The sequence below is a fragment of the Pseudomonas wadenswilerensis genome, assembly GCF_024749185.1.
Taxonomy (GTDB): domain Bacteria; phylum Pseudomonadota; class Gammaproteobacteria; order Pseudomonadales; family Pseudomonadaceae; genus Aquipseudomonas; species Aquipseudomonas wadenswilerensis.
Window position 1 is genome coordinate 3,214,763 of the sequence record NZ_CP087191.1, and the last position, 25,924, is coordinate 3,240,686.

The 25,924-nt window shown below is 62.2% G+C and carries 14 protein-coding genes; 7 read left to right on the forward strand and 7 right to left on the reverse strand.

The window, feature by feature from the left end:
• Window positions 1-54: 54 nt before the first annotated feature.
• The 3 genes from nfuA to LOY45_RS14695 form a co-directional block, all read right to left on the reverse strand.
• A complete protein-coding gene (gene nfuA, locus LOY45_RS14685; protein WP_115086870.1) occupies window positions 55-639 on the reverse strand; it encodes a Fe-S biogenesis protein NfuA in 585 nt (194 codons plus the stop codon).
• Window positions 640-708: 69 nt separating this feature from the next.
• Entirely contained in the window at window positions 709-1,731 is a 1,023-nt protein-coding gene (locus LOY45_RS14690; protein ID WP_115086871.1) for an acyltransferase family protein, read from the reverse strand.
• Between the two features lie 112 nt (window positions 1,732-1,843).
• Complete coding sequence (locus tag LOY45_RS14695) at window positions 1,844-4,144, reverse strand: fatty acid cis/trans isomerase (protein WP_115086872.1); 2,301 nt, start codon at window positions 4,142-4,144, stop codon at window positions 1,844-1,846.
• A gap of 156 nt (window positions 4,145-4,300) precedes the next feature.
• On the opposite strand from LOY45_RS14695, the gene metH reads away from it, so the two are divergent.
• Together metH and LOY45_RS14705 are read left to right on the forward strand one after the other, a co-directional pair.
• Window positions 4,301-8,008 carry a methionine synthase gene (metH, locus tag LOY45_RS14700; protein ID WP_258577906.1) on the forward strand — a complete coding sequence of 1,236 codons (3,708 nt, stop codon included), beginning with the start codon at window positions 4,301-4,303 and terminating at the stop codon, window positions 8,006-8,008.
• A gap of 117 nt (window positions 8,009-8,125) precedes the next feature.
• Entirely contained in the window at window positions 8,126-8,344 is a 219-nt protein-coding gene (locus LOY45_RS14705; RefSeq protein WP_010223692.1) for a DUF2970 domain-containing protein, read from the forward strand.
• A gap of 261 nt (window positions 8,345-8,605) precedes the next feature.
• Here the strand turns inward: LOY45_RS14705 and LOY45_RS14710 are convergent, their stop codons facing one another.
• Complete coding sequence (locus tag LOY45_RS14710) at window positions 8,606-9,688, reverse strand: ABC transporter substrate-binding protein (protein WP_115086874.1); 1,083 nt, start codon at window positions 9,686-9,688, stop codon at window positions 8,606-8,608.
• Between the two features lie 217 nt (window positions 9,689-9,905).
• On the opposite strand from LOY45_RS14710, the gene LOY45_RS14715 reads away from it, so the two are divergent.
• Together LOY45_RS14715 and LOY45_RS14720 are read left to right on the forward strand one after the other, a co-directional pair.
• Window positions 9,906-11,558, forward strand: coding sequence for a nitrite/sulfite reductase (locus LOY45_RS14715; protein ID WP_115086875.1), 1,653 nt, complete (start codon window positions 9,906-9,908; stop codon window positions 11,556-11,558).
• Complete coding sequence (locus LOY45_RS14720; RefSeq protein WP_115086876.1) at window positions 11,542-12,036, forward strand: DUF934 domain-containing protein; 495 nt, start codon at window positions 11,542-11,544, stop codon at window positions 12,034-12,036. The genes LOY45_RS14715 and LOY45_RS14720 overlap by 17 nt, the downstream gene beginning before the upstream one ends.
• Window positions 12,037-12,133: 97 nt before the next feature.
• Here LOY45_RS14720 and LOY45_RS14725 read toward each other — a convergent pair whose 3' ends face one another.
• The gene (locus LOY45_RS14725) at window positions 12,134-17,050 is read right to left on the reverse strand and encodes an NEL-type E3 ubiquitin ligase domain-containing protein (RefSeq protein WP_258577907.1); all 4,917 of its coding nucleotides are present in this window, start codon (window positions 17,048-17,050) and stop codon (window positions 12,134-12,136) included.
• A gap of 99 nt (window positions 17,051-17,149) precedes the next feature.
• On the reverse strand, window positions 17,150-18,169 hold the full coding sequence (gene sohB / locus LOY45_RS14730) for a protease SohB (protein ID WP_115086878.1): 1,020 nt from the start codon (window positions 18,167-18,169) through the stop codon (window positions 17,150-17,152).
• A 196-nt stretch (window positions 18,170-18,365) separates the two neighbouring features.
• Between sohB and LOY45_RS14735 the strand changes: the two genes are divergently transcribed.
• The gene (locus tag LOY45_RS14735; RefSeq protein WP_115086879.1) at window positions 18,366-19,076 is read left to right on the forward strand and encodes a histidine phosphatase family protein; all 711 of its coding nucleotides are present in this window, start codon (window positions 18,366-18,368) and stop codon (window positions 19,074-19,076) included.
• A gap of 56 nt (window positions 19,077-19,132) precedes the next feature.
• A complete protein-coding gene (locus LOY45_RS14740) occupies window positions 19,133-19,450 on the forward strand; it encodes an SCP2 sterol-binding domain-containing protein (RefSeq protein WP_258577908.1) in 318 nt (105 codons plus the stop codon).
• 65 nt (window positions 19,451-19,515) lie between these two features.
• Here LOY45_RS14740 and LOY45_RS14745 read toward each other — a convergent pair whose 3' ends face one another.
• Entirely contained in the window at window positions 19,516-24,612 is a 5,097-nt protein-coding gene (locus LOY45_RS14745; RefSeq protein WP_338106138.1) for a dermonecrotic toxin domain-containing protein, read from the reverse strand.
• Between the two features lie 223 nt (window positions 24,613-24,835).
• On the opposite strand from LOY45_RS14745, the gene LOY45_RS14750 reads away from it, so the two are divergent.
• The gene (locus LOY45_RS14750) at window positions 24,836-25,903 is read left to right on the forward strand and encodes a phosphotransferase family protein (RefSeq protein ID WP_115086881.1); all 1,068 of its coding nucleotides are present in this window, start codon (window positions 24,836-24,838) and stop codon (window positions 25,901-25,903) included.
• Window positions 25,904-25,924: the final 21 nt, after the last annotated feature.

Consider the following 25,924-nt stretch of genomic DNA (forward strand, 5'->3'; position numbering starts at 1 on the left):
CAGCATGCACCGAACCTTGTGGGAGCTGGCTTGCCAGCGATGGGGCCTATGGAGCTAGTAGTAGGCGTTCTCTTTCTGACTGTGGTCAGTCACATCACGCACACCCTTGAGCTGCGGAATACGCTCGAGCAAGGTCCGCTCGATGCCTTCCTTCAAGGTCACGTCGGCCTGGCCGCAACCCTGGCAGCCGCCACCGAACTGCAGCACGGCGATGCCGTCCTCGACCACTTCGATCAGGCTGACCTGGCCGCCGTGGCTGGCCAGCCCCGGGTTGATCTCGGTTTGCAGGTAGTAGTTGATACGCTCGTTGATCGGGCTGTCTTCGTTGACCATCGGCACCTTGGCGTTCGGCGCCTTGATGGTCAGCTGGCCGCCCATGCGGTCGGTGGCGTAGTCAACCACGGCGTCCTCGAGAAACGGCACGCTGACCGCGTCGAGGTAAGCGGTGAAGGTCTTGAGACCGACCGCTTCGTCTTCCGGCTTCTCTTCGCCCGGCTTGCAGTAGGCAATGCAAGTCTCAGCGTAGGTGGTGCCCGGTTGGGTAATGAAAATGCGAATGCCAATACCCGGGGTGTTCTGCTTTTCCAGCAGATCGGCCAGGTAATCATGCGCGGCGTCGGTAATAGTTATGGCGCTCATGGAAGTTCCTCACAGACTTGTCGGCAGTTTACGCCAACCTGGCCGCCGAACAAAGTCCTAGTAATTCTGTCAGGAAAGGGTTACCGCCACCGGCGTGCTGCGCCGCGCCTCGAACCAGTCGCTCATGCGCCGGTACAAACGCTGTTCCAGCAGCAGATAACTGGCCCACGACAGCCCGGCGATCAACGGTACGCACAGGGCGAATACCGCATACGGGCTGAGGTTCAGGCGCTCGCTGGCAAACCAGCCGGCATACAGCACCAGCACGTGGATCAGGTACACCGAATACGAGCAATCACCCAGCGCCTTGAGCAAGCGGTTGCCCTTGAAGTACGGCTCCAGGGCAATGCAGGCGAACACGATCAGCGCACTGGGCAGGCCCCAGTGCAGCAGGCGCATCGAGGCATCCAGGTGATAGATCGCCAGCCCCGCCGCCACCAGGATCGCCAGCGGCAGCCACAGGCCCTGGGTAATCCAGCCCCGGCAATAGAGCACACCGATGCCGATGCCAAGCAGAAACTCGTAGACGATGTTGTTGCGATAGAAGTGGTTGAGCAGCCCGGCCCGGGTCAGCACCTCGCTGACCAGCAGCAAGGCCGCCGCCAGCAAAAGCAGGCGGTGTTGCTGGCGCACCACGAACACCAGGGAGAACAGCAGGTAGAAGAACATCTCGTAGTTCAACGTCCAGCCGACATTCAAGGTCGGGTATTGGCCATAACCACCCGGGTTCTCCGCCGGAATGAACAGCAGCGACAAGACAAAATGCTCAAGCTCGATGGCCTGGTGCGGCATCCACTGGCTGGCAGAAACCAGCAGCAGGGCCATCAGCGCGGTATAGAACCAGTAGGCCGGAGCGATGCGCAGCGCCCGGTTGAGCAGAAAGCGCCGGGCCGGCATGGCCTTGTCGCGGGTCGACAGGTAAATCACCAAGCCACTGATCACGAAGAACACATCCACGCCCACTGCACCGCGGTCAGTCAGAAACTGGCCAATCGGGCCGCTGGCATGGAAGTCGAAAAAAATCTGCATGAAGTGATGGCAGACCACCACCCAGGCGGCAAGCGCCCTTAAAGCCTGAAGCGAATACAGCATCCGGTTACCTACGTCTCAAGTCCCACTCAAGCCCCGGCCGGAACCGGGGCCGCATGAGTGCTCGGACCACAAGTTGCCGGGAAAGGTCAGGCGACCTTCCCGGCGGTCATCTTCACAGGTTCTCGTAGCGGTTCATGTCGAGCACGCCCGACTCCACCGCATCGGTCTCCTTGATGTAGCTATTGAGGTCATGGAAGTACTGCCAGAACTGCGGATGGCTGCGGCGCACGCCCCAGCGCATGACGATGCGCTCGAACCTGGCGGTGTCGTCGCGGGCGGCTTCCAGGTCCTCGACGAACTCCGGCACATCACTGGCCGGGACGTTGAAGATGAAGTTCGGGTAGCTGCTGAGCACGCCCGGCACCAGGGTCAGGGTGTCCAGGCCCGGCTGGTAACGGTAGGCCTCGCCGAGCATGAAGGCGACGTTGCTGTGGGCGCGGTTGCGCAGCAGGCTGTAGACCTGACGCTGGCCACCCGGCCCTTCGATGCGCAGCATGGTCGCTTCCGGCAACTGGTTGATCACCTTAAGGCCGGCCGCCGGGCGTGATACCAGGCGGCTCAGGGCCTGTTCGACATCGCGGAACGTTTCGCTCATCTGCGGGCGCGAGCAGTAGGCGCCCTGGCAACGGTTGATCGGGTCGGGCGCGGCATTGAGGCTGCCGGTGCGCTGGATCAGCTTGAGGCCGAAGTCACGCTTGGGGTCGCGTTTGTCCAGCTTCAGCGCGCTCGGGGTGTCGGTGTCGATGTCCTCATAGTCCATCCACATCTTCACCTTGCCGCTGTTCTGGTACCAGTCGCCGAGGATCGCGCCACGGGCATCGGCCGGCATCAGGCGCAGGAAGTTGACCTCGGCGCCATTGCGGATCAGGTCGAAGTACAGCCGCGTCTGCGCCTGGTGCGAGACGTTGCCATAGACGTCGAAGTTGACCGCCAGCTGGTAATAGGTGCGCTCGAACAGCGGGTAGTCGAACAGCCAGATGGTCTTCGGCACGTCACCGATCAGGCCCTTGCTCACCGAGGCGCTGTCGAAGTGGCGGAAGATGGTCAGCAGCGCGTTGTCATTGCCGGCCCACAGGGTCGACCAGCTCGGCGGCGGGGCTTCGGCATAGGCATCGCGGCGCAGCTTTTCGTACTCGTTGCGCTTGTCGCGGTAGGCATGCCAGAGGGTCAGGATGCTGCCGACGTCGTCGATCTGCCCGGGCATGGCCAGCAGCGGTGTGGCCTGGCCGCGATACTCGGCATCGGTCAGGTAGCGGTCGTGGGCCGGCTCCTGGAACAGCGTCCAGAAGTTGTCGCGGATCACGTCGGTGGCGATCTGGCCACGGCACACCGGGCCACGGATGAAGGTGCGTACGAAGTACTCGGCGTTATCGAGCATGAACTGGTAACGAGCCACCGCCGGAATCGCTTCGAAGGTCTCGAACGGGTTGGCACGGTGGCGCGGGCCGTAGCCGGGCAGCGCATTGGCGTGCCAGTCGCCGCTGTAGAACAGCTGCTTGACGCGCTTGAGCTTGTGCGGGCCCATCGGGTAGGTGATGTGGGTTTTATGCACGATCACGCCCTGCACCGGCATCAGCCGGTAATAGAAGTCGGTGCCCGGCGGGTCGTTGGGCCGGCGCGTGGCAATCAGGTCGATCGGCTGGCCGCTTGGCGTGCGCGAACGCACCCACTGGAAGAAGTGCCCCTGCTCGCCGCCGACAAAATGAATGTGGGCGAGGAACAGGTGCTCGTACAGCCAGCGGCCGACCAGCGCTTCGGTCGAACCCGGGCGGTTGAGCAGCGCTTCCCAGTCGGCGATCTGCGCGGCCTCGTTGGCGCTCGGCTGAATCGGGTTGTGCTCCACCGGCGCACCGGCCGCCAGCCAGCGTTGCAGGGTCTGGTACTGGGCATCGGTGAGGCCGGTGACCGCCAGCGGCATGCCCTCTTTCGGGTGCGCGCCGGCATAGGCGTCGAACTCGCCGGGCAGCGGGCACATGTTGTTGCGGTTCAGGCCCAGGACGATCTCTTCGGGCAGCTTGGCGTTGGGCGTCAGCGGGGTCTTGTGCCCCAGCTCGAGCATCCGCGCCATCAGCGCAGCCTGGCTGCCCTGGTTGTCGAGTACCGAGTAAAAGCCCTTGCGCTGCCAGGCTTGCATGCTGTTGGCGTCGTAGAACAGCCGCGTCGGCGCCACCGCCGTGCTGCGGTCGCCCTGGTACACCGGCACTTTCGAAGCGCCCCGCGAGGCACCCTCGGCACTGCCCAGGTTCAGCTGGCAGGCCGCGTCGTTGCAGGCGTGGCAGGCCACGCATTTCTCGGTGAAGATCGGTTGGATGTCCCGGGTATACGAAATAGCCGAGCTTGATTGAGGGGCTTGCCCCAACGCCACGCCGCTGATGAACAGAGCGAAAGCGCCGGCAAGTAAGCGATGCACCATGTGCCGAATGTCCTGGGTATTGATAGCTTCACGATTCTACCGGTGCTGGCGGCGTGCCAACATGAATGAAATTCATGTAAATCTTCAACACGTCTAAAAACCGCGCAGCTTTGTTATTATTCCGCAACTTTTGTATTTGCCCGACCAGGTAGTCCTATGTCTGACCGCAGCGCTCGTTACCAAGCACTTCAGCAAGCACTCAAAGAGCGCATCCTGATTCTCGATGGCGGCATGGGTACTATGATCCAAAGCTACCGCCTCGAGGAACACGACTATCGTGGCACGCGCTTCGCCGATTGGCCAAGCGATGTCAAAGGCAACAACGACCTGTTGCTGCTGTCGCGCCCCGACGTCATCGCCGCCATCGAGAAGGCCTACCTGGACGCCGGCGCCGACATTCTCGAAACCAACACCTTCAACGCCACGCAGATTTCCCAGGCCGACTACGGCATGGAAGCGCTGGTCTACGAGCTCAACGTGCAAGGCGCGCGCATCGCCCGCCAGGTGGCCGACGCCAAGACCCTCGAAACCCCGGACAAACCGCGCTTCGTCGCCGGCGTGCTCGGCCCGACCAGCCGCACCTGCTCGATCTCCCCCGACGTCAACGACCCGGGCTACCGCAACGTCACCTTCGATCTGTTGGTAGAAAACTACATCGAGGCGACCCGTGGCCTGATCGAGGGCGGCGCCGACCTGATCCTGATCGAGACCATCTTCGACACCCTCAATGCCAAGGCGGCGATCTTCGCCGTGCAGCAGGTGTTCGAAGAAGACGGCGTCGAATTGCCGATCATGATTTCCGGGACCATCACCGACGCCTCCGGCCGTACCCTGTCCGGGCAGACCACCGAAGCTTTCTGGAACTCGGTGCGCCATGCCAACCCGATCTCGGTGGGCCTGAACTGCGCCCTCGGCGCCAAGGACCTGCGGCCGTACCTCGAAGAGCTGTCGACCAAGGCCGGCACCCATGTTTCGGCGCACCCCAACGCCGGCCTGCCCAACGCCTTCGGTGAGTACGACGAAACCCCGGCCGAGATGGCCGAGGTGGTCGAGGAATTCGCCGCCAGCGGCTTCTTGAACATCATCGGCGGCTGCTGCGGCACCACGCCGGGGCATATCCAGGCGATTGCCGAGGCGGTCAGCAAGTACCCGCCACGGGCCATTCCGGACATTCCCAAGGCGTGCCGGCTGTCGGGTCTGGAGCCGTTCACCATTGACCGCAACTCGTTGTTCGTCAACGTCGGTGAGCGCACCAACATCACCGGTTCCGCCAAGTTCGCCCGGCTGATCCGCGAAGAGAACTACACCGAAGCCCTGGAAGTCGCCCTGCAGCAGGTCGAGGCCGGCGCCCAGGTGATCGACATCAACATGGACGAAGGGATGCTCGATTCCCAGGCGGCCATGGTCAAGTTCCTCAACCTGATCGCCGGTGAGCCGGACATCTCCCGCGTACCGATCATGATCGACTCCTCCAAATGGGACGTGATCGAAGCCGGTCTCAAGTGCATCCAGGGCAAGGGCATCGTCAACTCGATCTCGATGAAGGAAGGCGTCGAGGCCTTCAAGCATCACGCCAAGCTGTGCAAGCGCTACGGCGCCGCCGTGGTGGTGATGGCCTTCGACGAGGTCGGCCAGGCCGACACCGCCGCGCGCAAGCGCGAGATCTGCCAGCGCAGCTACGACATCCTGGTCAATGAAGTGGGCTTCCCGCCGGAAGACATCATCTTCGACCCGAACATCTTCGCCGTCGCCACCGGCATCGAAGAGCACAACAACTACGCCGTCGACTTCATCGAAGCCTGCGCCTACATCCGCGACCATCTGCCCTACGCCCTGACCTCGGGCGGGGTATCCAACGTGTCGTTCTCGTTCCGTGGCAACAACCCGGTGCGCGAGGCGATCCACTCGGTGTTCCTCTACCACGCGATCCAGAATGGCCTGACCATGGGTATCGTCAACGCCGGGCAGCTGGAGATCTACGACGAGATCCCGCCAGCCTTGCGCGAGAAGGTCGAGGACGTGGTGCTCAACCGCACCCCGCATGGCACCGACGCCCTGCTCGCTATCGCCGACGACTACAAGGGCGGCGGCGCGGTCAAGGAAGTCGAGAACGAGGAATGGCGCTCGCTGCCGGTTGGCAAGCGCCTAGAACACGCGCTGGTCAAGGGCATCACCGCCTTCATCGTCGAAGACACCGAAGAATGCCGCCAGCAGTGCGCGCGCCCCATCGAGGTGATTGAAGGCCCGCTGATGAGCGGCATGAACGTGGTCGGCGACCTGTTCGGCGCCGGCAAGATGTTCCTGCCCCAGGTGGTCAAATCGGCGCGGGTAATGAAGCAGGCGGTGGCCCACCTGATCCCGTTCATCGAACTGGAAAAAGGCGACAAGCCCCAAGCCAAGGGCAAGATCCTCATGGCCACGGTCAAGGGTGACGTGCACGACATCGGCAAGAACATCGTCGGCGTGGTGCTGGGTTGCAACGGTTATGACATCGTCGACCTCGGCGTCATGGTGCCGGCCGAGAAGATCCTGCAGACCGCCCGCGAGCAGAAGTGCGACATCATCGGCCTGTCCGGGCTGATCACCCCGTCGCTGGACGAGATGGTCCATGTTGCCCGCGAGATGCAGCGCCAGGACTTCCACCTGCCGCTGATGATCGGCGGCGCCACCACCTCCAAGGCGCACACGGCGGTGAAGATCGAGCCCAAGTACAGCAACGACGCGGTAATCTACGTCACCGACGCCTCGCGTGCCGTGGGGGTCGCCACCCAGTTGCTGTCCAAGGAGCTCAAGCCGGGCTTCGTCGAAAAGACCCGCCAGGACTACGTTGAAGTCCGCGAGCGCACCGCCAACCGCAGCGCCCGCACCGAGCGCCTGAGCTACGAACAGTCGATTGCCGCCAAGCCACAATACGACTGGGCCGCTTATCAGCCGGTGGTACCGAGCTTCACCGGGGTGAAAGTGCTGGAGGACATCGACCTCAAGGTGCTGGCCGAATACATCGACTGGACGCCGTTCTTCATCTCCTGGGACCTGGCCGGCAAGTACCCGCGCATCCTCACCGACGAAGTGGTCGGTGAAGCGGCCACTGCGCTGTTCAAGGATGCCCAGGACATGCTCGCCAAGCTGATCGACGAGAAGCTGATCAGCGCCCGCGCGGTGTTCGGCTTCTGGCCGGCCAACCAGGTCAACCATGACGACATCGAAGTCTATGGCGCCGACGGCCAGCCGCTGGCGCAACTGCACCACCTGCGCCAGCAGACCATCAAGCCGGACAACAAGCCGAACTTCTCCCTGGCCGACTTCGTCGCGCCAAAGGAAACCGGTATCACCGACTACGTCGGTGGCTTCATCACCACCGCCGGCATCGGCGCCGAGGAAGTGGCCAAGGCTTACCAGGACAAGGGCGACGACTACAACTCGATCATGGTCAAGGCCCTCGCCGACCGCCTGGCCGAGGCCTGCGCCGAGTGGCTGCACGAACAGGTGCGTAAAACCTATTGGGGTTACGCCAAGGACGAGCACCTGAACAACGAAGCGCTGATCAAGGAACAGTACTCGGGTATCCGCCCTGCCCCGGGCTACCCGGCCTGCCCGGACCATACCGAGAAGGAAACCCTGTTCCGCCTGCTCGACGGCACCGCCATCGGCGAAACCGGGCCGAGCGGCGTGTTCCTCACCGAGCACTTCGCCATGTTCCCGGCGGCGGCGGTCAGCGGCTGGTACTTCGCCCACCCGCAGGCGCAGTACTTTGCCGTGGGCAAGGTCGACAAGGACCAGGTGCAGAGCTACACGACGCGCAAGGGGCAGGACCTGAGCGTGAGTGAACGCTGGTTGGCGCCTAACCTCGGCTATGACATCTGAAGCTGCAAGCTGCAAGCTACAAGCTGCAAGCGAGCGCATCAGCCTCTTGTAGCTTGAGGCTCATAGCTTGCAGCTTCCGTCTACACTGAGGGAGATGCCTTCTACAAGGAGCCCCTCATGGACGAACCCGCCCAAGGCAAACCCCCGACTTTCTGGCAGATGCTGCAAAGCATCCTGGCAGCAGCCTTCGGGGTGCAGAGCGGCAAGAACCGCGCCCGCGACTTCAACCACGGCAAGGCCAGCCATTTCATTGCGCTGGGCACCGTGTTCACCTTGCTCTTCATTCTGGTACTGATCGGGCTGGTGCAATTGGCCATGCACCTTACCGCCCGCTGAACAGCAGTCCGCCCGCAGATGTCCATTCTGCGGGCGGTTTACTGTTACCCATCGCGTGATGTCACTGGTGGCTGACCCAATACACCGCGGTCACCACAACCAGGATGATCAGACAGAGTATCGCCCAGGCATCGACACTGCTGTCATTCTTACCCGCTTTGGTCGAGTTTCCCATTGCATCGCCTCTTGTAGTGGTTATGGGAATGCATGTCACCCGTTGCAGTTAAGTCCAGCAATGCCCATTGCTCAAGCAGGGGCTTTTCAATAATCGACGGGGGCCTTGAGAAACGGATAACGGTAATCGGCCGGATGCCCCTGGGCGCTGTAGCGGTTGAAATCCAGGCCGTAGTCGGCCTGCTCCTGCAGGTTCAACCAGCGCCGCGCCCGCAGCGGGTCGATCAACTGCAGGACCGGTACCTGAAATTCGCGACGGCCATCGAGCTCGCTTGGCAGTTTCAGCGCATCATCGTGCAGTAACACCATAGCCCAGCCGCCCAGCGAGAAGTGCCCGCCCATCAGCACGCTCAGGCGCCCGTCAATGCGCGCCTGCAAGGCCGCCTGCGAACTGTTGACGGCGCTGAACAGCACGTCCTTGCCCGGCACGCGCCCTACTTCTTCAAACGCCTGCATGGCACCCAAGGCCATCTCGTCGTTGGCCGACCACACCAGCTCGATCTTCGGGTAACGCTGCAACAGTTGCGTTGCCTGCTCGTACGCGCGCTGCCTGCCCCAGCCGCCATACACCACCTGGCGCAGGCGCACTTCAGGGTGCTCGGCCAGGGCGCGGCGCATGCCTTGCTCGCGCAGCTGCGAAGCCGGGGTGTTCTTGAGCCCGGAAAACGCCAGTAATTCCAGCGGCCGGGTCAGGCCAGGCTGGGCACGCAAGGCTATCAGCATCTTGAGCATCTGGTAGCCGGCCTGCTCGTCATTGCCCACCAGGGTCCCGAGCAACGGCGGGTACTTGTCCGGGTTGTTGTCGATCAGCTCGGCCTGGTTCGGCGTCAGGCCGTTGTTGACCAGAAACAGCTTGACCCCGCTGCCGCGGGACAGGCGGATAATCTCCGGAGCGATGTACTGTTCGTTGACCAGCACCAGGTAGTCCGGGCGCTGCTGGCCTTCGAGCACTTCAACGGCCTGGGTCAGTGCCAGCTCCGGCCGGCGCTCGCTGTACCTGATACTCAACTGCATGCCCAGGTCGTCGGCGGCGGCCTGCATGAAACGCGAATAACTGACCCAGAAGGTCTCGTTGGAATAGCCCGGATTGAGAAACACCACTGAAGCCGCCTGCGCGCCAGCCACCAGTGGCAGGCTCAGGCAAAGGCTTTGGCACAAGGCCTTGAGCATGCGTTGACGCTCCCGCTATTCAAACCACTCATTATAACCGGCCGTAGTGGCACATTGGCTAAACGCCATTCAGTCTCACTTAGTCCAAATGGTTCTTTTCATATGCAAAAACTTCACTTTTGCGCATAAACGCAAACTGCTATCTTTCTTCGGCTCCGCATCGGAGTGCGCGGCCGTGCGCGCGATTAGCTGCAAGCAGCTTGAGAACAGGACCCCTATGTACGTATACGACGAGTACGATCAGCGGATCATCGAGGACCGCGTCAAGCAGTTCCGTGATCAGACCCGCCGCTACCTGGCCGGTGAACTGAGCGAAGAAGAGTTCCGCCCCCTGCGCCTGCAAAATGGCCTCTATGTCCAACGTTTTGCCCCGATGTTGCGGGTCGCCGTGCCGTATGGCCAGCTGACGTCGCGCCAGACACGGATGCTGGCGAAGATCGCGCGCGACTACGACAAGGGCTACGCCCACATCAGCACCCGGCAGAACGTGCAATACAACTGGCCAGCCCTGGAAGACATCCCGGAAATTCTGGCAGAGCTGGCCACCGTGCAGATGCACGCGATCCAGACCAGCGGCAACTGCCTGCGCAACGTCACCACCGACCAGTTCGCCGGTGTCGCTGCCGATGAAGTGATCGACCCGCGCCCGTGGTGCGAGATTGTCCGCCAGTGGACCACCTTCCACCCGGAATTCGCCTACCTGCCGCGCAAGTTCAAGATCGCCATCAATGGCTCGAGCAGCGACCGCGCGGCCATCGAAGTGCACGATATCGGCCTGGAGCCGGTGTACAACGCAGCCGGCGAACTGGGTTTCCGCGTACTGGTCGGTGGCGGCCTGGGCCGTACCCCGGTGGTCGGCGCCTTCATCAACGAGTTCCTGCCCTGGCAGGACCTGCTCAGCTACCTTGACGCGATCCTGCGGGTGTACAACCGCTACGGCCGTCGCGACAACAAGTACAAGGCGCGGATCAAGATCCTGGTCAAGGCGCTCACCCCTGAAGTGTTTGCCGAGAAGGTCGAGGCCGAGATGGTCCACCTGCGCGGCGGCAGCAGCACCCTGACCGAAGCCGAAGTGCACCGCGTGGCCAAGCACTTCGTCGACCCGGACTACAAGGCGCTGGACAACCTCGACTTCAGCGAACTCGAACAACAGCACCCGGGCTTTGCCCGCTGGCGCACGCGCAACGTGCTGGCGCACAAGAAGCCCGGCTACGTGGCCGTGACCCTGTCGCTCAAGCCCACCGGCGTGGCGCCAGGCGACCTGACCGACAAGCAACTGGATGCCGTCGCCGACCTCGCCGAGCGCTACAGCTTCGGCCAGCTGCGCACCTCCCACGAGCAGAACATCATCCTCGCCGACGTCGAGCAGAGCCAGTTGCACGCCCTGTGGCTGGAGCTGCGCGAAAATGGCCTGGCCACGCCGAACATCGGCCTGCTGACCGACATCATCTGCTGCCCGGGCGGTGACTTCTGCTCCCTGGCCAACGCCAAGTCGATCCCGATCGCCGAATCCATCCAGCGCCGTTTCGACGACCTCGATTACCTGTTCGACATCGGAGAGCTGGACCTGAACATCTCCGGTTGCATGAACGCCTGTGGTCACCACCACGTCGGCCATATCGGCATCCTCGGGGTGGACAAGAAAGGCGAAGAGTTCTACCAGGTCTCCCTGGGTGGCAGCGCCAGCCGCGACGCCAGCCTGGGCAAGATCCTCGGCCCTTCCTTTGCCCAGGACGACATGCCGGATGTGATCGAGAAGCTGATCGACGTCTACGTTGAAAGACGTACCGAAGACGAGCGCTTCATCGACACCTACCAACGTATTGGCATCGACCCATTCAAGGAACGCGTCTATGCAGCGAATCATTAAGAACAACGAGATTGTCGATGAAACCTGGCACCTGCTGCCCAAGGACTTCAGCATCGACGAAGTGACCAACTGCGACGACTACATTGTTCCGCTGCAGCTGTGGCGTGAACACGGCCATATGCTCATGGCCCGCGACGGCGGCCTGGGCGTATGGCTGGACGCCGATGAAGAAGCGGAAGAGATCGGCGAAGTCGCCAACCAGTTCCAGGTCATTGCCCTGAACTTCCCGGCCTTCACCGACGGGCGCAACTACTCCAATGCGCGCCTGCTGCGCGACCGCTACAAGTTCACCGGCGAACTGCGCGCCATTGGCGACGTGCTGCGTGACCAGCTGTTCTACATGAAGCGTTGCGGCTTCGATGCCTTCGCCCTGCGTGCCGACAAGGACCCGGTCGAAGCGCTGCAAAGCCTGCAAGACTTTTCGGTGACCTACCAGGCCGCCACTGACGAACCGCAACCGCTGTTCCGTCGTCGCTGAATGCATCGCGGGGCAAGCCCGCTCCTACCGATGTCATCTGGTGGGAGCGGGTTTACCCCGCGATCAACTTCAATTGCCAGGCACGGCAGCCGGCTATTTACAGACGGGTGACCTGATCGGGGATGCTGTTCCAGATCTGCGTGGTCAAGGTCTCGATCAAACGCTGCTCATCGGCGCCGCGACGTTGCTGGATGGTTTCCACTCGCGTGCGATAAACCTGATCGCGCATTGAACCCTTGTCTGCCTCCAGCGCTTCGAGCCGGGCAAAGAAAGGCTTGTTGACCTCGTCGAAACGCTCACCGTAGCGCGATTTGAGAAAGGTTATCCAGAAGTCCCGACTGGCAATCGCGCTTTTCATGGCCTCGGGGGTCTCCGCTGCCAGCACTTCGGCTGCGGCGCTGTCCAGTTGCGCCGCAGTGACATTGGCCATGTTCGCGAACCGCATGGTTTGCGGTTGCCCCGGAAGCCCCAGACGCTGCGCCAGCTTTATTCGATAGAACAGGCGTACTTCCACCTCGTCCACGCGAATTCTGGCTGCACGGCGCGCGGCGATGTCGCGCAAGGCAATGCGCTCGACACTGTCCAGGCGACCCAGGCCACGCGCCAGGTCGATCAGCGCATATTCCGTGCCCACCGCAGTGCCTGCCTCGTAGGCCTCTTGCACCAGCACCAGTACCTCCAACTGGCTGAACACCAGGATGACGCCGTCTGAACAGGTATTCGGATGCGCCACGAACTCGAACAGCTCTTCACGCAGACGGGTACTGTCGCTGGCGGCCTTGAGCATCCGCCAGACCCGCTCACACAACGCCCGGTAAGCCTGAGTGAAATCGGTACTCTCACCCAGATCATTGAGCAAGCGGAAGAACTCGCCACTGGCCGGGTCTTCCGACAACGCCTGCCAGTAGCCGCGGATCTGCGCCGCTCGGCTCGCGTCCGCCCCCACCAGCCAGCGCGCCGAGGCTTGCGCCGTTGATGCAGGCGCCTGCAGATGCGCACCGCGCACCGTCGGCAGCACCCCCAGGGTCACGCCCGTGCGCTGACGATAGGCCTCCAGGCGTTCGAGGCTGCCTGCATCCAGCGGGTTGCCATGCAGACTGGTGATGCCATTGATCCGCTCGACTCGCTGCGCCTGGCCGGCCGGCTCGAAAACGGTGTCGGGGATGTGGATGATACGGTTGTCGCGCAGGTCCAGTACCGCCAGATTTTCAAGCTCGAACACGCCGACTGGCCAAGTACTGATAGCGGTGTTTTTCAAGGACAGGTTGATCAGCTCCGGCATCGTCGCAACAGCGGGTGGCTGACCAAGCGGGTTGTCGTTCAAGTACAGCAGCTTCAACCCCGGCAATCGCGAAAGTACCGCGCTCATCGCCTCGTTCATCACCAGACGGTTGCGTTGCAGCTCCAACTTGGTCAAACCCTGCAACTCAGCCAGCGCATCAGCAAGCATGGTCAGGCGATTATTGCTGAGGTTGAGCCAGCGCAGCCTGGTGAACACCTGCAAAAAACCCGACGGTACCGATTGCAGGTTCATGCCTGAAAGGCGCACGTCAGCCACATGACTGAAGTCTGCCGTCAACGTCGGCAGCGCGCCGAGGCGCAGGTTGCTCAGATCCAGGCGGTAACCGATGAAACGCCCGTCGCCGGCACGCACGCTGGCGGTTTCCCGGCGCCAGGCTTTCCTGATTTTCTCGGCAACCTGACGCAACACCCGTTCATCGACAACTTCGATGCGATCGTTGCCCGCATCCGTGTATTGCCCACGCTCGACCCACTGGTTCAAGGTATCGGTCAACTGCCTGTATTCACTGCGACGACGCTCCAGTGCTGCGAGCCTTTCGGCATCGGTCAGCCCCAGCTCTTCAAGGAAGCGTTCAGCCTGTTCCGGCTCCAGGATCGGGTAGAGGCTGCGCAGCTGATTGAGCAAGCCACTGTCGAAATGGCGGTCGGCAGCACCGCGACCGCTGAGCGGATAGCCGATACGGCCATCGGCCAGGCGCATGGGCGTACGCAGCCAGGGGCGCACAGGTTGCTGGCCGATTAATTTCGCGGCCCGAAGCCGGTCACCGCTCGCCAGTGCCATCAATTGCGTACGCAGGCGCATGGGTTGGTAAAGCTGCAGCCCCAGTGCCTGGCGCTCACTGTCAGGCAGGGCCTTGAGCAGTGCGCCGGCCATATCGTCGTTGACCGTCAACTCGTTACCTTCGGCATCATAGGCACTGTAACGGCCGTCTTTGCGCAGCAAGGTCTTCAGTGTTGCGTCAGGCTCTCCGGCGGCCATAAGCAACTGGCCATCAGCCGAACCTTCATGCACCTGCAGGCGCACCTGGCCACTCCAGCCGGGCAAGTGCTCCAGCAGGCCGACCATCAGCCGGTCACTGTCCAGGCTCGCCAGCCTGGGCTCGAACATCCCTTCCATGGCGCGGTTCAGGCGAACCTGGCGCTGGTACAGCCGGGCTTCCTCCGCCAGGCGCAGGGGAACCCGGGCAAGCACTTGGCGCATTTGCTCCAGCTCAGCCGGGGTCGCATGGCCAACCAGCTCTTCGGCGGCTTGCAGCGCCAGCGCAGGGAAGCTTCGCTGCAGCAGGCGCACTTCAGCGCTGGCCTGCTCGCCTGGGGTGGCATAGATACTGTCGAAAATGGCCTCGCGCCGTTGTTCAGCACGGGTCGCCAAGGCGTCGCGCAGCACCTGCAGTCGTTCGCTTCGCGGCACATGGACACCCACCAGGCGCTTGATCGCCGGTTCATCCAGACGCTGCAGGATCACTTCCGGCAAGCGGTTGTCGTGCAGCTCACTCATCAACACCTTGAACGTCTCGGTATCGGGCCACCGATCGAGGCCGTAGATCGCTGAGTCGCCCGATAACCCGGCGCCTCGAAATACTTCGATCGGCAGGTTCAGCCAGCCTGGCAGCTCTGTCGCCAGTACCGCACTGAATCCGCGGCCAATACCTCCTGGCGAGCCGCTGCGCAGCTTGCCGATCCAGGTATCGAGCTGACGGTCCAGGCGCAAACGCTGCAGGGTATCGGCCAGCAGCGGCGGCAGCGCCCGCTGGCCAGCATGGACCGCACGCAAGGTATTGTCATCGATACCACTGATTTCGCCCGCCAGCAGCAACTCAGTGTCAGTCAGCCCCTCGGTTGCGTGTCCTGAACGGCGCAGCAGCTGCAGACGGCTCCAGGCCAATGGCTGCTCGCCATGGGCCAGCCAGGCACCGTCGCTATTGTGATCGAGCAAGGGGCGGTAGGCCGTTGGGTCAGATGGGTGCAAGACCTGCCACTGGCCGTCGCCTGCCTGGGCAACCTCGAAGGTGTCGCTGCCCAGGCGGATGTAGCGCTTGCCATCTGCCAGGTAATGGCCATTGGCATCAGGTTCGATCCCTTGCAGATTAACTTCACGGGCGTAGTCGTCCAGCGCAGGCTGCCACAATCGCTGCTGACCGTCTGGCAGCCTGACCTTGACCAGGCCATTGATCGTCTCGCTCGCCGCGACCGGCTCGAGCGCCCTGCCGGCGACGCCCAGCCCGGCGACGACGGCGATGTTGAGGCCGACCGACTTGAGGTGCGCCCAGGCTTCGTCCAGATCGCCAGCCTCCCAGGCATGGGCCCCTTCGACCACCTCGCCGATCAGTTGCGCCGCAGCCACTGCAGCCATCACGGCACCGAGCGACGGGACAAAGAACGCGGCGGCATTGAGCAGGTTGAAACCGATCGACTCCCAGTAAGCGAGACGGGCGCGCCAGGCCTGGTCGTCGACGTCAGCACTCGGCACCGCCAGGGCACGGGCGTCATCCTTGATCTTCTGCACATGGCGATCCTGCAAATAGCCAAACAGCTCCTGGTCGATGAACGTCTCGCGCACATGCAGGTTGGCGCCCGGGTTCGGCCGCCGCCAGTACAGGCCATCGCCATCATTGACCAGGTGATACAGGGTATCCTGCAGCCGCGACAACACATGTTCTTGCGACGAGTGCGGCACATAGCTGCGCAGCAGTGCCTGGTAGGCGGGTTGGCGTAATCTGACCTTGAGGTCATCCCTGGCCGCGCGCACCGACGGGTACTCCTTGAGCGGCGCGTCAGGCGCCCCCGGCAGGTAGAGGAGCACCGGCTCGACGCCATTGTCGTCACGCTCGGGACCGATCACCAGCACCTCGGACAACGGCACGCCAAACATGCTCAGCTGGCTGCAGCGCACCGGCTTGCCACCCCAGCGTGGTGCCCGCCCGCCCTGGACCAGCTCCAGCAGCACCGCGCGGGCCTGCTCGCTGATCTGCTGTTTGAGAAAAGCGACCTGCAGACGGACCCGCAGCAGGTCCTTGTACAGTTCGATGGCCAGGGTACGGCGCCTGGTGCTGCTGCGCGGATGCTCGAACACCTCGCCCAGGTGGCGCTGGTACTGCCCACCCAGATCCAGGTCATGGCACAAGCGGGCAAACGCCTGGGGTTCGATATCGAGCTTTTGCGAGTAGCGATAGCGAAAACGCGGGTAGCCCTGCTCGCTACCCGGCACCAGCTCAAGGAAGAACGCATCCTTGGGGGCCAGCGCGGTACCGTCTTCAAACTCGCTGTCGGCGGCAAAGTTCTGCAACGCGGCCTGCATCAGGCGCTGGCGGCGCGGGACGGTCTTGAGCATTGACCCCAGCAACACCGATTCGCGCTCGATACGCACGAACTCATCGTTGTCGATATCAGGCTCGACACCGAGGTCAGCCTTGAGGCGGGCCTTGAGCAAGGGTTCGCAAAACGCGCCGATGCCCTTGAAGTCCTTCAGCTCACGGGCCAGGCGCTGCCCGGAACGGCGGCTGCGCACCTGGTAATCGGCCAACAGTTTTTTTTCAACTTCGCTGGCGCTCGCAAACCAGTCGCCCTGGTCGCGACCATGCTGTTCCGGCAGCAGGTGGGCGCCCATCTGGTCGAAGTTTTCGGGCCTGGCGTGCCTGATCCAGGCGGGCAGGCGTTGCAAGATGAAGGGGCCATGCAGGCCGGGAACGGATACTGGAGGGGGGGTGGTCATGGCAGGTCTCCTGTTGGCTTGAACGCCTAGGAGACCTGCCGGTAGCACCACCTGGGTGCTAATTAATGCTTGCGCATTGCGCGCCGCGGGGGTTGCCGGTTACCAAAGACGCCCACTGAGACGGCTCCAGAGCTTGACCGCCAGATGCTCGAGCGAACCACTGGCCGCCAGGCCGACGCGCTCCTGCAGGCTTTTGCGTTCGGCAAAGTGCAGGTGGTAGAGGTTGGCTTCGCGGGCTCGCTGACTCAGGTACTCATCGCTGGTCATCAACTGGTCGACCAGTTGCTTGTTCAGCGCCGCAACGCCGAGCCAGACTTCACCGGTAGCCACATCATCAATGTGCAACTGCGGGCGATAGCGCGAAACAAAATCCTTGAACAGCTGGTGGGTGATATCCAGGTCTTCCTGGAACTTTTCCCGGCCCTTCTCGGTGTTCTCGCCAAACACGGTCACGGTGCGTTTGTATTCACCGGCGGTGAACACCTCGAAGTCGACATCGTGCTTTTTCAGCAGGCGGTTGACGTTGGGCAACTGCGCCACCACGCCGATCGAACCGAGGATGGCAAACGGCGCGCTGACGATCTTGTCGCCGATGCAGGCCATCATGTAACCACCACTGGCAGCGACCTTGTCGATGCACACCGTCAATGGCACGCCGGCCTGGCGAATTCGCGCCAGTTGCGAAGCGGCCAGGCCATAGCTGTGAACCATGCCGCCGCCGCTTTCCAGGCGCAGCACCACCTCGTCCTGGGCCGTGGCCAGGCTCAGCACGGCGCTGATTTCATGGCGCAGGCTCTCGGTGGCCGAGGCCTTGATGTCGCCGTCAAAGTCGAGGACGAACACCCGGCTTTTTTCTTCGGGCTTTTTCTTCTGCTGTTTTTCGGCCTTGGCCTGCTGCTTGCGCAAGGCCTTGAGCTGGGCCTTGTCCAGCAGGCTGCTTTCCAGGCGCTCGCGCAAGTCCTTGTAGAACTCGTTGAGCTTGTTGACCTGCAACTGCCCGCCGCCCTTGCGCCGGCCCTTGCCGCGCAAACCGGCAATCGCCGAGAGGACAATCAGAAACGCGATCACCAGGGTCGCGGTCTTGGCGAGAAAGCTTGCGTACTCTGCAAGAAACTCCACAGTAACTCCTTAACATGCCTGCGCCCGTACGGCGCGAACCGATATTCAAGCATACCGAGGCCGCCCTGCCCCTGCCAGCGTAGGAAATGTTCGGCAATGCAGTTCAAACGCTCTTTTCAAACGCTTGTATGTTTTTTCGTTGACAGCCCGACGGTGGCAACCTAACCTCGGCTCATCCTTAGCGCAGGCGGACGACGTGGGCAGTATCTACCTGATTCGACATGGCCAGGCTTCATTTGGTGCAGACGACTATGACGTCCTCTCGCCCGTGGGCATGCGCCAGAGCGAAGCCCTCGGCGAGCATCTGGCGCAACTGGGCCTGCGCCTGGACCGCTGCCTGGCCGGCGACCTGCGCCGCCAGCAGGATACCGCGCGCCTGGCCCTGGCACGCCTGCAGGCAGCCGGTGCTGCGGTACCGGCGCTGGAAACCGACAACGCCTTCAACGAATTCGATGCCGATGGTGTAATCCGCGGCCTGCTGCCCGGCCTGTTGCCGGACGAGCCTGAGGCCTTGCACGTGTTGCGCAACGGCACGCAGAACCGCAGCGAGTTCCAGCGCCTGTTCGCCCTGCTGGTGCAGCGCTGGCACGCTGGCGAACATGCCTGCGAAGGCGCCGAGAGCTGGCAGGGGTTTGTCCAGCGTGTCGACGGCGGCCTGCAGCGGGTGCTGCAACAGGCCGGCAACGGCGACAACATTGCGATCTTTACTTCGGGCGGCACCATCGCCGCCCTGCTCCACCTGGTGACCCGTATCACTGCCGGCCAGGCTTTCGAGCTGAACTGGCAGATCATCAACACCTCGCTCAGCCAATTGAAGTTTCGTGGCCGCGAGGTGGCCCTGGCTTCCTTCAACAGCCAGGCCCATGTGCAGCTGTTGAAGGCGCCGGAGCTCATCACCTACCGATGAACCCCGGCTCGTTGTGACCTCAACCGTCACGCAAATCACTTAATAAGGAACACACCATGAGCGATGTAGCAAAAGCCGTCGAAGCGATGAAAGCCAAATTCAACCCAGCCGCTGCCGCCGGCCTGGACCTGGTTTTCGGTTTCAACATCACTGACGAAGACAAGCACTACGCCCTCATCGTCAAGGATGGCACCTGCGAAATCCAGGAAGGCGAAAACGCCGACGCCAACTGCACCCTGGTGCTGGACAGCGAAACCCTCAAGGGTATCGTCAGCGGCGAGACTGACGGCATGCAGGCTTTCATGGGCGGCAAGCTGCGCGTTGAAGGCGACATGATGCTGTCGATGAAACTGAGCGAGCTGTTCCCGACCTGATCGGCTTGCAGCGATAAAAAACCGAAGCCTGGGCTTCGGTTTTTTTTTTGCCGTACATCGCAGTGTCAGGCCGGCGCCACCGGTGTGATGACTTCCTCGGTCAATGTCACAGACAGCGCTGCACGCTGCTGACCGACAAGGGTCTCCAACCTGTCACGCCATTGCGTCATACGCTCAGGATCATGAGCCACCGTCGCAACCGATGCCGGCTGCACTTGCATGGCCATCGCCAGCAGATCTCTCACTTCATCGTCCGGCGCCTCTGGTTGCTCGCGCCCTTCAGCCAGCGCATTGAGGTAATCCCTGGCCATTCGTGCGCGCTCATTGAGCAACCCATAACGCTCTGCAAACACCGCTCGCAGGTAGCCGGCCCAGTAGCCTTCAGTGCGAAGCCAATTGCCCAGTTCACGGGCTTCGCTGCTCGACACCGCATCCAGCGCCGCTTGCAAGTGGGTCTCTGTGATCCAGTCGTGGGGGGTGCGAATCGCCCGCCCCAGCAATGGCAGGGTCATCGGCAAGCGCTGGGCCAACCTGAAGTGAAAGTCCTCGAACACCTCGTACTGTTCGATTGCCCGCCCAGGCTGGCGCCACTCATGAAAATGCGCCTCGACGTAACGAAACAAGGCGCGCGAGCGGCCGCGCAAACGCCCTTGAGTGATCAATACGCTGCGTGCGTCCCCCCTCTGCTGGATGGCTCGTTGCGCCTGCGCGTACTCCAGCACCTGGTCAAGGATGTAGAAGTCATCACGCGCCTCGTTGGTGTAGAGCACCACGGCTCTACCAATCGCTTCGCGCAGCACCTGCCGCTCATACATCTGGTCAAACAGAGAATGCACTGTTTGCAAGAATGCATCGCGGTTGAGCCAGGCGGACTCGGTACGACTCATGCGTTCAAGGACATCGAAGAGCAGACGCATGCCAACGCCCTGATTCTCGCGCATGATCTGCCAATTGACTCTTTGCAAAGCATTACCACCTTCGACCAGGTTCATGACCGGTTCGTGCTGCGCCCACTCCATCGCACGATGGGGGTTGCCCGCTGCGATCATTTCCCCCTCCACCCTGGCGCGTTCAGCCTGCGGCAGGTACGGCAGCGTCAGCCTCAATCCCGGCACCCGCCCAGCCCCCGCCGGGACTTGTGTGAAACGGTTACCCAGCAGCGATACCAGGGTCAACGAGGGCAAGGTTTCCAGGCCCTGCGGCCACTCGGTGATCCCGGTCTGGTCCAGGCGCAGTCGCTGCAGCCCCGTCAGGCTGCCCAGCTGAGGCGCCCTCCCCAGAGGGTTGCCGGAGAGGTCAAGGTGCTGCAGGCGGGTCAAACCCTGCCACTGGCCCACGGTGTCGGCGTCGAGGGTGATCTGGTTGTTGATCAGCATTAGTCGGTGCAACTGCGCCAACGACGCCAATGCCCCAGCTTCGAACCGGGCCTGACTGGCAAAAATGGACAACTCCCTGAGGGTATCGATGGCAGCCAGTGCCGCAAGATGCTCCGTGGTCCAGAGCGTCGGGGCAGGTGTGGCAAACTCGATGTACAACGCTGTAAGACTGGTTGAGTGACGCAATGGCGCCAAGGCTTCGGGGCTCATACCCGGACAGGTAAGGAGCAGATACTCCAGCGCCGGCAACTGACCGATGTCGGTGGGCAAGGATTGCAGCGCAATACCTTCGATCTGCAGGTCGCGCAGATTGGGAAACGCCCGCAGAAATCCATCGGGAATGCTGGTGATGTCCAGGGCGCTGAGCACCAGAATCTCCACCCCCGCCAGCTCGCCGTTCAATACTGGCAGGCTGTCGAGCGCCAGCCCGCTCAGACGCAACTGGATGCCGCCCGATGGCAGCCTGATCACCCGGTTGTCGACCGCGCGCAAGCGCCACGCAGCGCTAAGCAGTTGGGCAATTTGCTGGCGTTGCTGACTCCTCACCCAGTAATGCTGGTCATGCCCGTGCAGCACGATATCGAATGCACGGCCCTCTACCCAGTTGTCCAGTGAAACGCTGAATGCAATCGATGCTCGCTCAAGCGCTGCCACGGCTTGTTCACTCTGCTCCTGACTGCCGGCCAGGCGTTCAAGCCGCACGGCGATCTGCTCGGGCGTGTCGTCGACGAACATGGCCTCCAGGCGCTGTTGCAGTGTGCGCGAGCCGAACAACCTGTTGACCACGCTATGGCCCGGGTAGGCCCGGCGCCCCGCCACAGCCGGCAGACTGGCTTCAAGCCAGCGCGGCGGTGCCGCGATCCCCAGCAGCCTGCGCGCGCGCTCCGGCTGCTCGGTCGCCAGGTCACGCAGCCTGCGGCGCAACGCTTCGGCACTGGCCATGGAGGTCGGCAAGGCGTTTCTCGTGAGTGCCGGCAAGGCGGCGAACAGGCCGGCAAAAAACCCATAGCGTGCGCTGCTGGTGGTACCAAGGCCCAGGCCGCCGGCGTCATACAGGTGCCAGTTCTGTTCGGTGCGCACCAGCACACGGCTGTTGGTAGCGCTTACCTCGCCCACGCTCGCTACCAGGCGGCCAGTGCGGGTGGACTCACGTAACTCCAGGCGCAATTGCCCAGGCCAGCCGGGTAGATGCTCCAGGAGGTTCAATGCCAGTCGCTGGGTGTCTTCGTTGTGCAGATAGCCAAGCTCGAAGTCGGTGAAAGCCTGACTCAGCCGAACACGGCGCGAGACTTCCACCACACGCTCGGTCAATTCCATGGATGGCTCTTGTCTGGCTTGCCAAAGTGCTCGCTCGCGTACATCCACCGTACGTAGCACCTGCGCCGCTACCGACCGGGTCAAGCCGGGGAACAGTCGCTGCAAGGTCATCAGTACCTGCTCGTCATCCACCGGTACATCCAGCAAGGAGGGCGCAGAATGGTGGTAGAACTGTTCGAAAAGGGCTCGACGCACGCGCTCCAGGCCGTTCGCCAGGTCGGCGCACACTGAAGCCCACCGGGATGCGTTACCCTCCTGCGGTTCTTCCTCGTCGTCGCTCAGGTCACGTCGACGCCGTGGCGCATCCGCCAGCACCTCGACTACCCGGTCGATCAGGCGATTATGCTGCAGATCAGCGCGAGACACCTTCAAGGGCTCTACCCCTTCTTGGCCATCACCGTGCACTTGCAACGGCGCCCCCCAATACTCGACGCTGTCATAGAGCTCTATGGTTTTACCAGGTGGCCAGTTCGGCAGCTTCACCAGAATTTGCACGACGGGCGAGTAGTCCTCAGCCAGCAGGCTTCCCCGGCGAGCCCGGCTGATCAAACCCAGCACCTGACGATCCGCGGCAAGGCGCAACAGCGTTTCGTGCAGCACGATAGGTAGTGGCAGGTCGTCTCGGAAAACCTGACGCAGTTCATCGATCGTCACGCCGCTGATGTCGCCAAGCAGTTGCAGTTCTGCTGCTGCGAACCGCTCAACGACAGTTCCCAGGCGGCGCAGCAAGGTCGCTTTGCTCCAGCGTTGCGGTTGCTCCATCACATGGTGCCAGGCGCCCTGACCATTATGTTCCAGCACCGGGCGGAACAACGACGGGTCCCTGGGCGACAGGATTCGCCATTTATCCAGTTCGGTGTCTTTCTCGACCTGGTAGATATCGTTGTCGATCCGTACCCACTGTTTACCGTCGGCATCATAGATTCCGTTCTGACGGTTCGGCGCCAACTGGTTCTTCCAGCGCACGTCCTGCGCATAAGGCAACAGGTCGGGATGCCATAGCTGTTCACGGCCATCGTCCAGGCGTACCACAACCAGGCGGGCCATGGCTGAAGGCACCGTCAGCTCATCCTCTTCTTCGCCATCGGCAATCGCGGCGTTGAGCAAGATCGCGCGCAAGAAAGCTTGCCCGGTCTCCTGCACCCTTACATTCCAGTGATCGGCGCCATGGAAGAATCTCGCCAGCAGTTTTGCCGCCAGAACGACAGTGAAGGCTACCCCCATCACGGGCATGAACAGCGTCGCGCCCCCCAGAACCGCCAAAGTGGTGTTGTAGCCTGCGTCCAGATCACCACGAAGCATCTCATCACAGTCCTGACTGCTCACCACCAGCGCACGAGACTGATCCTTGATGTACTGAACGCTTTCGTTATAGAGCACATCGAACAGCTCGCGGCGTACGTCAACCTGCTGCCAATGCTGGGCACGGCGCAGACTTTGCGGGTCCACCAGCAGGTCAAGAAAACCTGGCCGTTCCTTGATTGTGGCAAAGCTGGCGAGAAACCGCCGAAACCCCCGATCCGCCAGTCGACTGATCAGGTCAGTCTTGAAGGCCTCGAGCGATGCATACTGCTTGAACGGATGCAGCGGATCGCCCGGGATGTAGACAATGCAGGGGACAATCTCAGTCGAGTCGACTGTGGCAGGCGCTATGATCACGATCTGCGTCAACGCCACACCGAACAGCGCCAGACGGGTACACAGGCTGGCGTCGAAAACATTGCCCTGGGCCAAGGCAACTTTCAGGGGCGCATCGGCCGGTGCGTCAGCGGACTGTCTCAGCAACGCCCGCACCGTTGCATACCCCTGTTCGTCGAGATCGTCCCTGATACGGGCAATGTTGGCTTGCACCTCCATCAGGTCGCGCATAGCGGTCTTTTTCTTGCTGCGCAGAACATCCTTGTCGCCGCCCATGAGCAACACGTTTTCCAGGTGTTCCTGATAGCGTTTGCCCAAGTCCAGCTCGCGACAACCCTCAGCGAAATCAGCCGCAGAGATCGAGAGCAGGTCAGGATAGGGAGCTTCACTGTCGGTTGCGGTCAGCACGCTGGTCTTGTCGCTTGCCAGCGCGATCAGTTCATCGCGGCTGAAGTTCTTCAACGCTGCCTCGAACAGCGAAACGCTGGAAATTCGAAAGCCGGCGGTGCGCCTCACAAAACGGGCCTCGAGGATATCAACAGTCACGTTGAAGCGGGTCTGGAGCCAGTTTTCAAGTACAGGTTCGCAAAATTCATAGGCGCTTTGCAGGTCGGCGAAGGCCCGGGCAGCTTCGTGGCGCGAAGCATGGCTGCGGGCCTGGCTGGCATGCAAGGCGTTGCGCATTGGCCGGGAGGCGCTGCGCAACCATTGCGGCTGGCTGGAGGTTGCACTGTCGGGCAGCATGGCCGCCAGCTCCGAGCGTTTGAGCCGCGCGATCCAGGAGGGGACGCGCGCCTGTAGAAAGGCGACGTTAGGGTGAGAGGATGTCATGGTGTACGTCACTCCAGCGGTTTGGGATAGGCCAGTTGAATTCAACCCGCCCGCTTCGGTGCGTTAGATATATGTAGCCTTGCCGGTCATGGCGGCGCAGGCACATCAGGCACAGTGATCGCAGCGCAACACAGCGGTCTATAACAGCTGGGCAACGCTTGTTAGGGGATGGGCAACCTATTAAATTGCCAATGATCCGCCCCACCGATCATAAGGGAAACGAATGACGCTCACCGACCAGTCCACCCAGGTCCGCCCCGGCGAAGAACTCGACGCTGCGGTGATCGACCCTTATCTGAAGGCGCACATCCCGGGCCTGAGCGGCTCACCGAGCATCAGCCAGTTCCCTGGCGGCGCCTCGAACCTGACCTATCTGGTGCAGTACCCCGGGCGCGAGTTCGTACTGCGTCGGCCACCCTTTGGCCACAAGGCCAAATCCGCCCATGACATGGGCCGCGAGTTTCGCATCCTCAACCAGCTCAACAGCGGTTTCCCCTACTGCCCCAAGGCTTACGTGCACTGCACCGACGAGGCGCTGATCGGCGGTGAGTTCTACGTCATGGACCGGGTCAAGGGCATCATCCTGCGCTCGGACCTGCCACCGGAGCTGGGCCTGGATGCGCAGCGTACCGAGGCGCTGTGCAAGAGCTTCATCGAGCGCATGGTCGAACTCCACCAGGTGGACTACAACGCTTGCGGCCTGGGTGACCTGGGTAAACCCGAAGGCTATGTGCAACGCCAGATCGAAGGCTGGGCCAGCCGCTACGAAAAAGCCCTGACCGCGGATGCGCCACGATGGGAAAAGGTCATCGCCTGGCTGCGCGAGAAGATGCCCGCCGATCACCCCAAGCCTGCGATCGTGCACAACGACTATCGCTTCGACAACGTCATCCTCGATGCCGACAACCCCATGCGCATCATCGGTGTGCTCGACTGGGAAATGACCACCCTCGGCGACCCGCTGATGGACCTGGGCAACACCCTGGCCTACTGGATTCAAGCCGACGACCCGGCGCCGGTGCAACTGATGCGCCGCCAACCGAGCAATGCCCCGGGCATGCTGACCCGCCAGCAGTTCGTCGACTACTACGCTGAACGCGCCGGCATCAAAATCGACAACTATGACTTCTATTACACCTACGGCCTGTTCCGCCTGGCCGGCATTGTCCAGCAGATCTACTACCGGTTCTTCCACGGCCAGACCCAGGACAAGCGCTTCGCCCAGTTCATTCACATGAACAAGCTGCTGGAGCACATGAGCCTGCAGGTCATCGCCAAGTCCCCACTCTGACGACTACAACAAGGAAAAGAC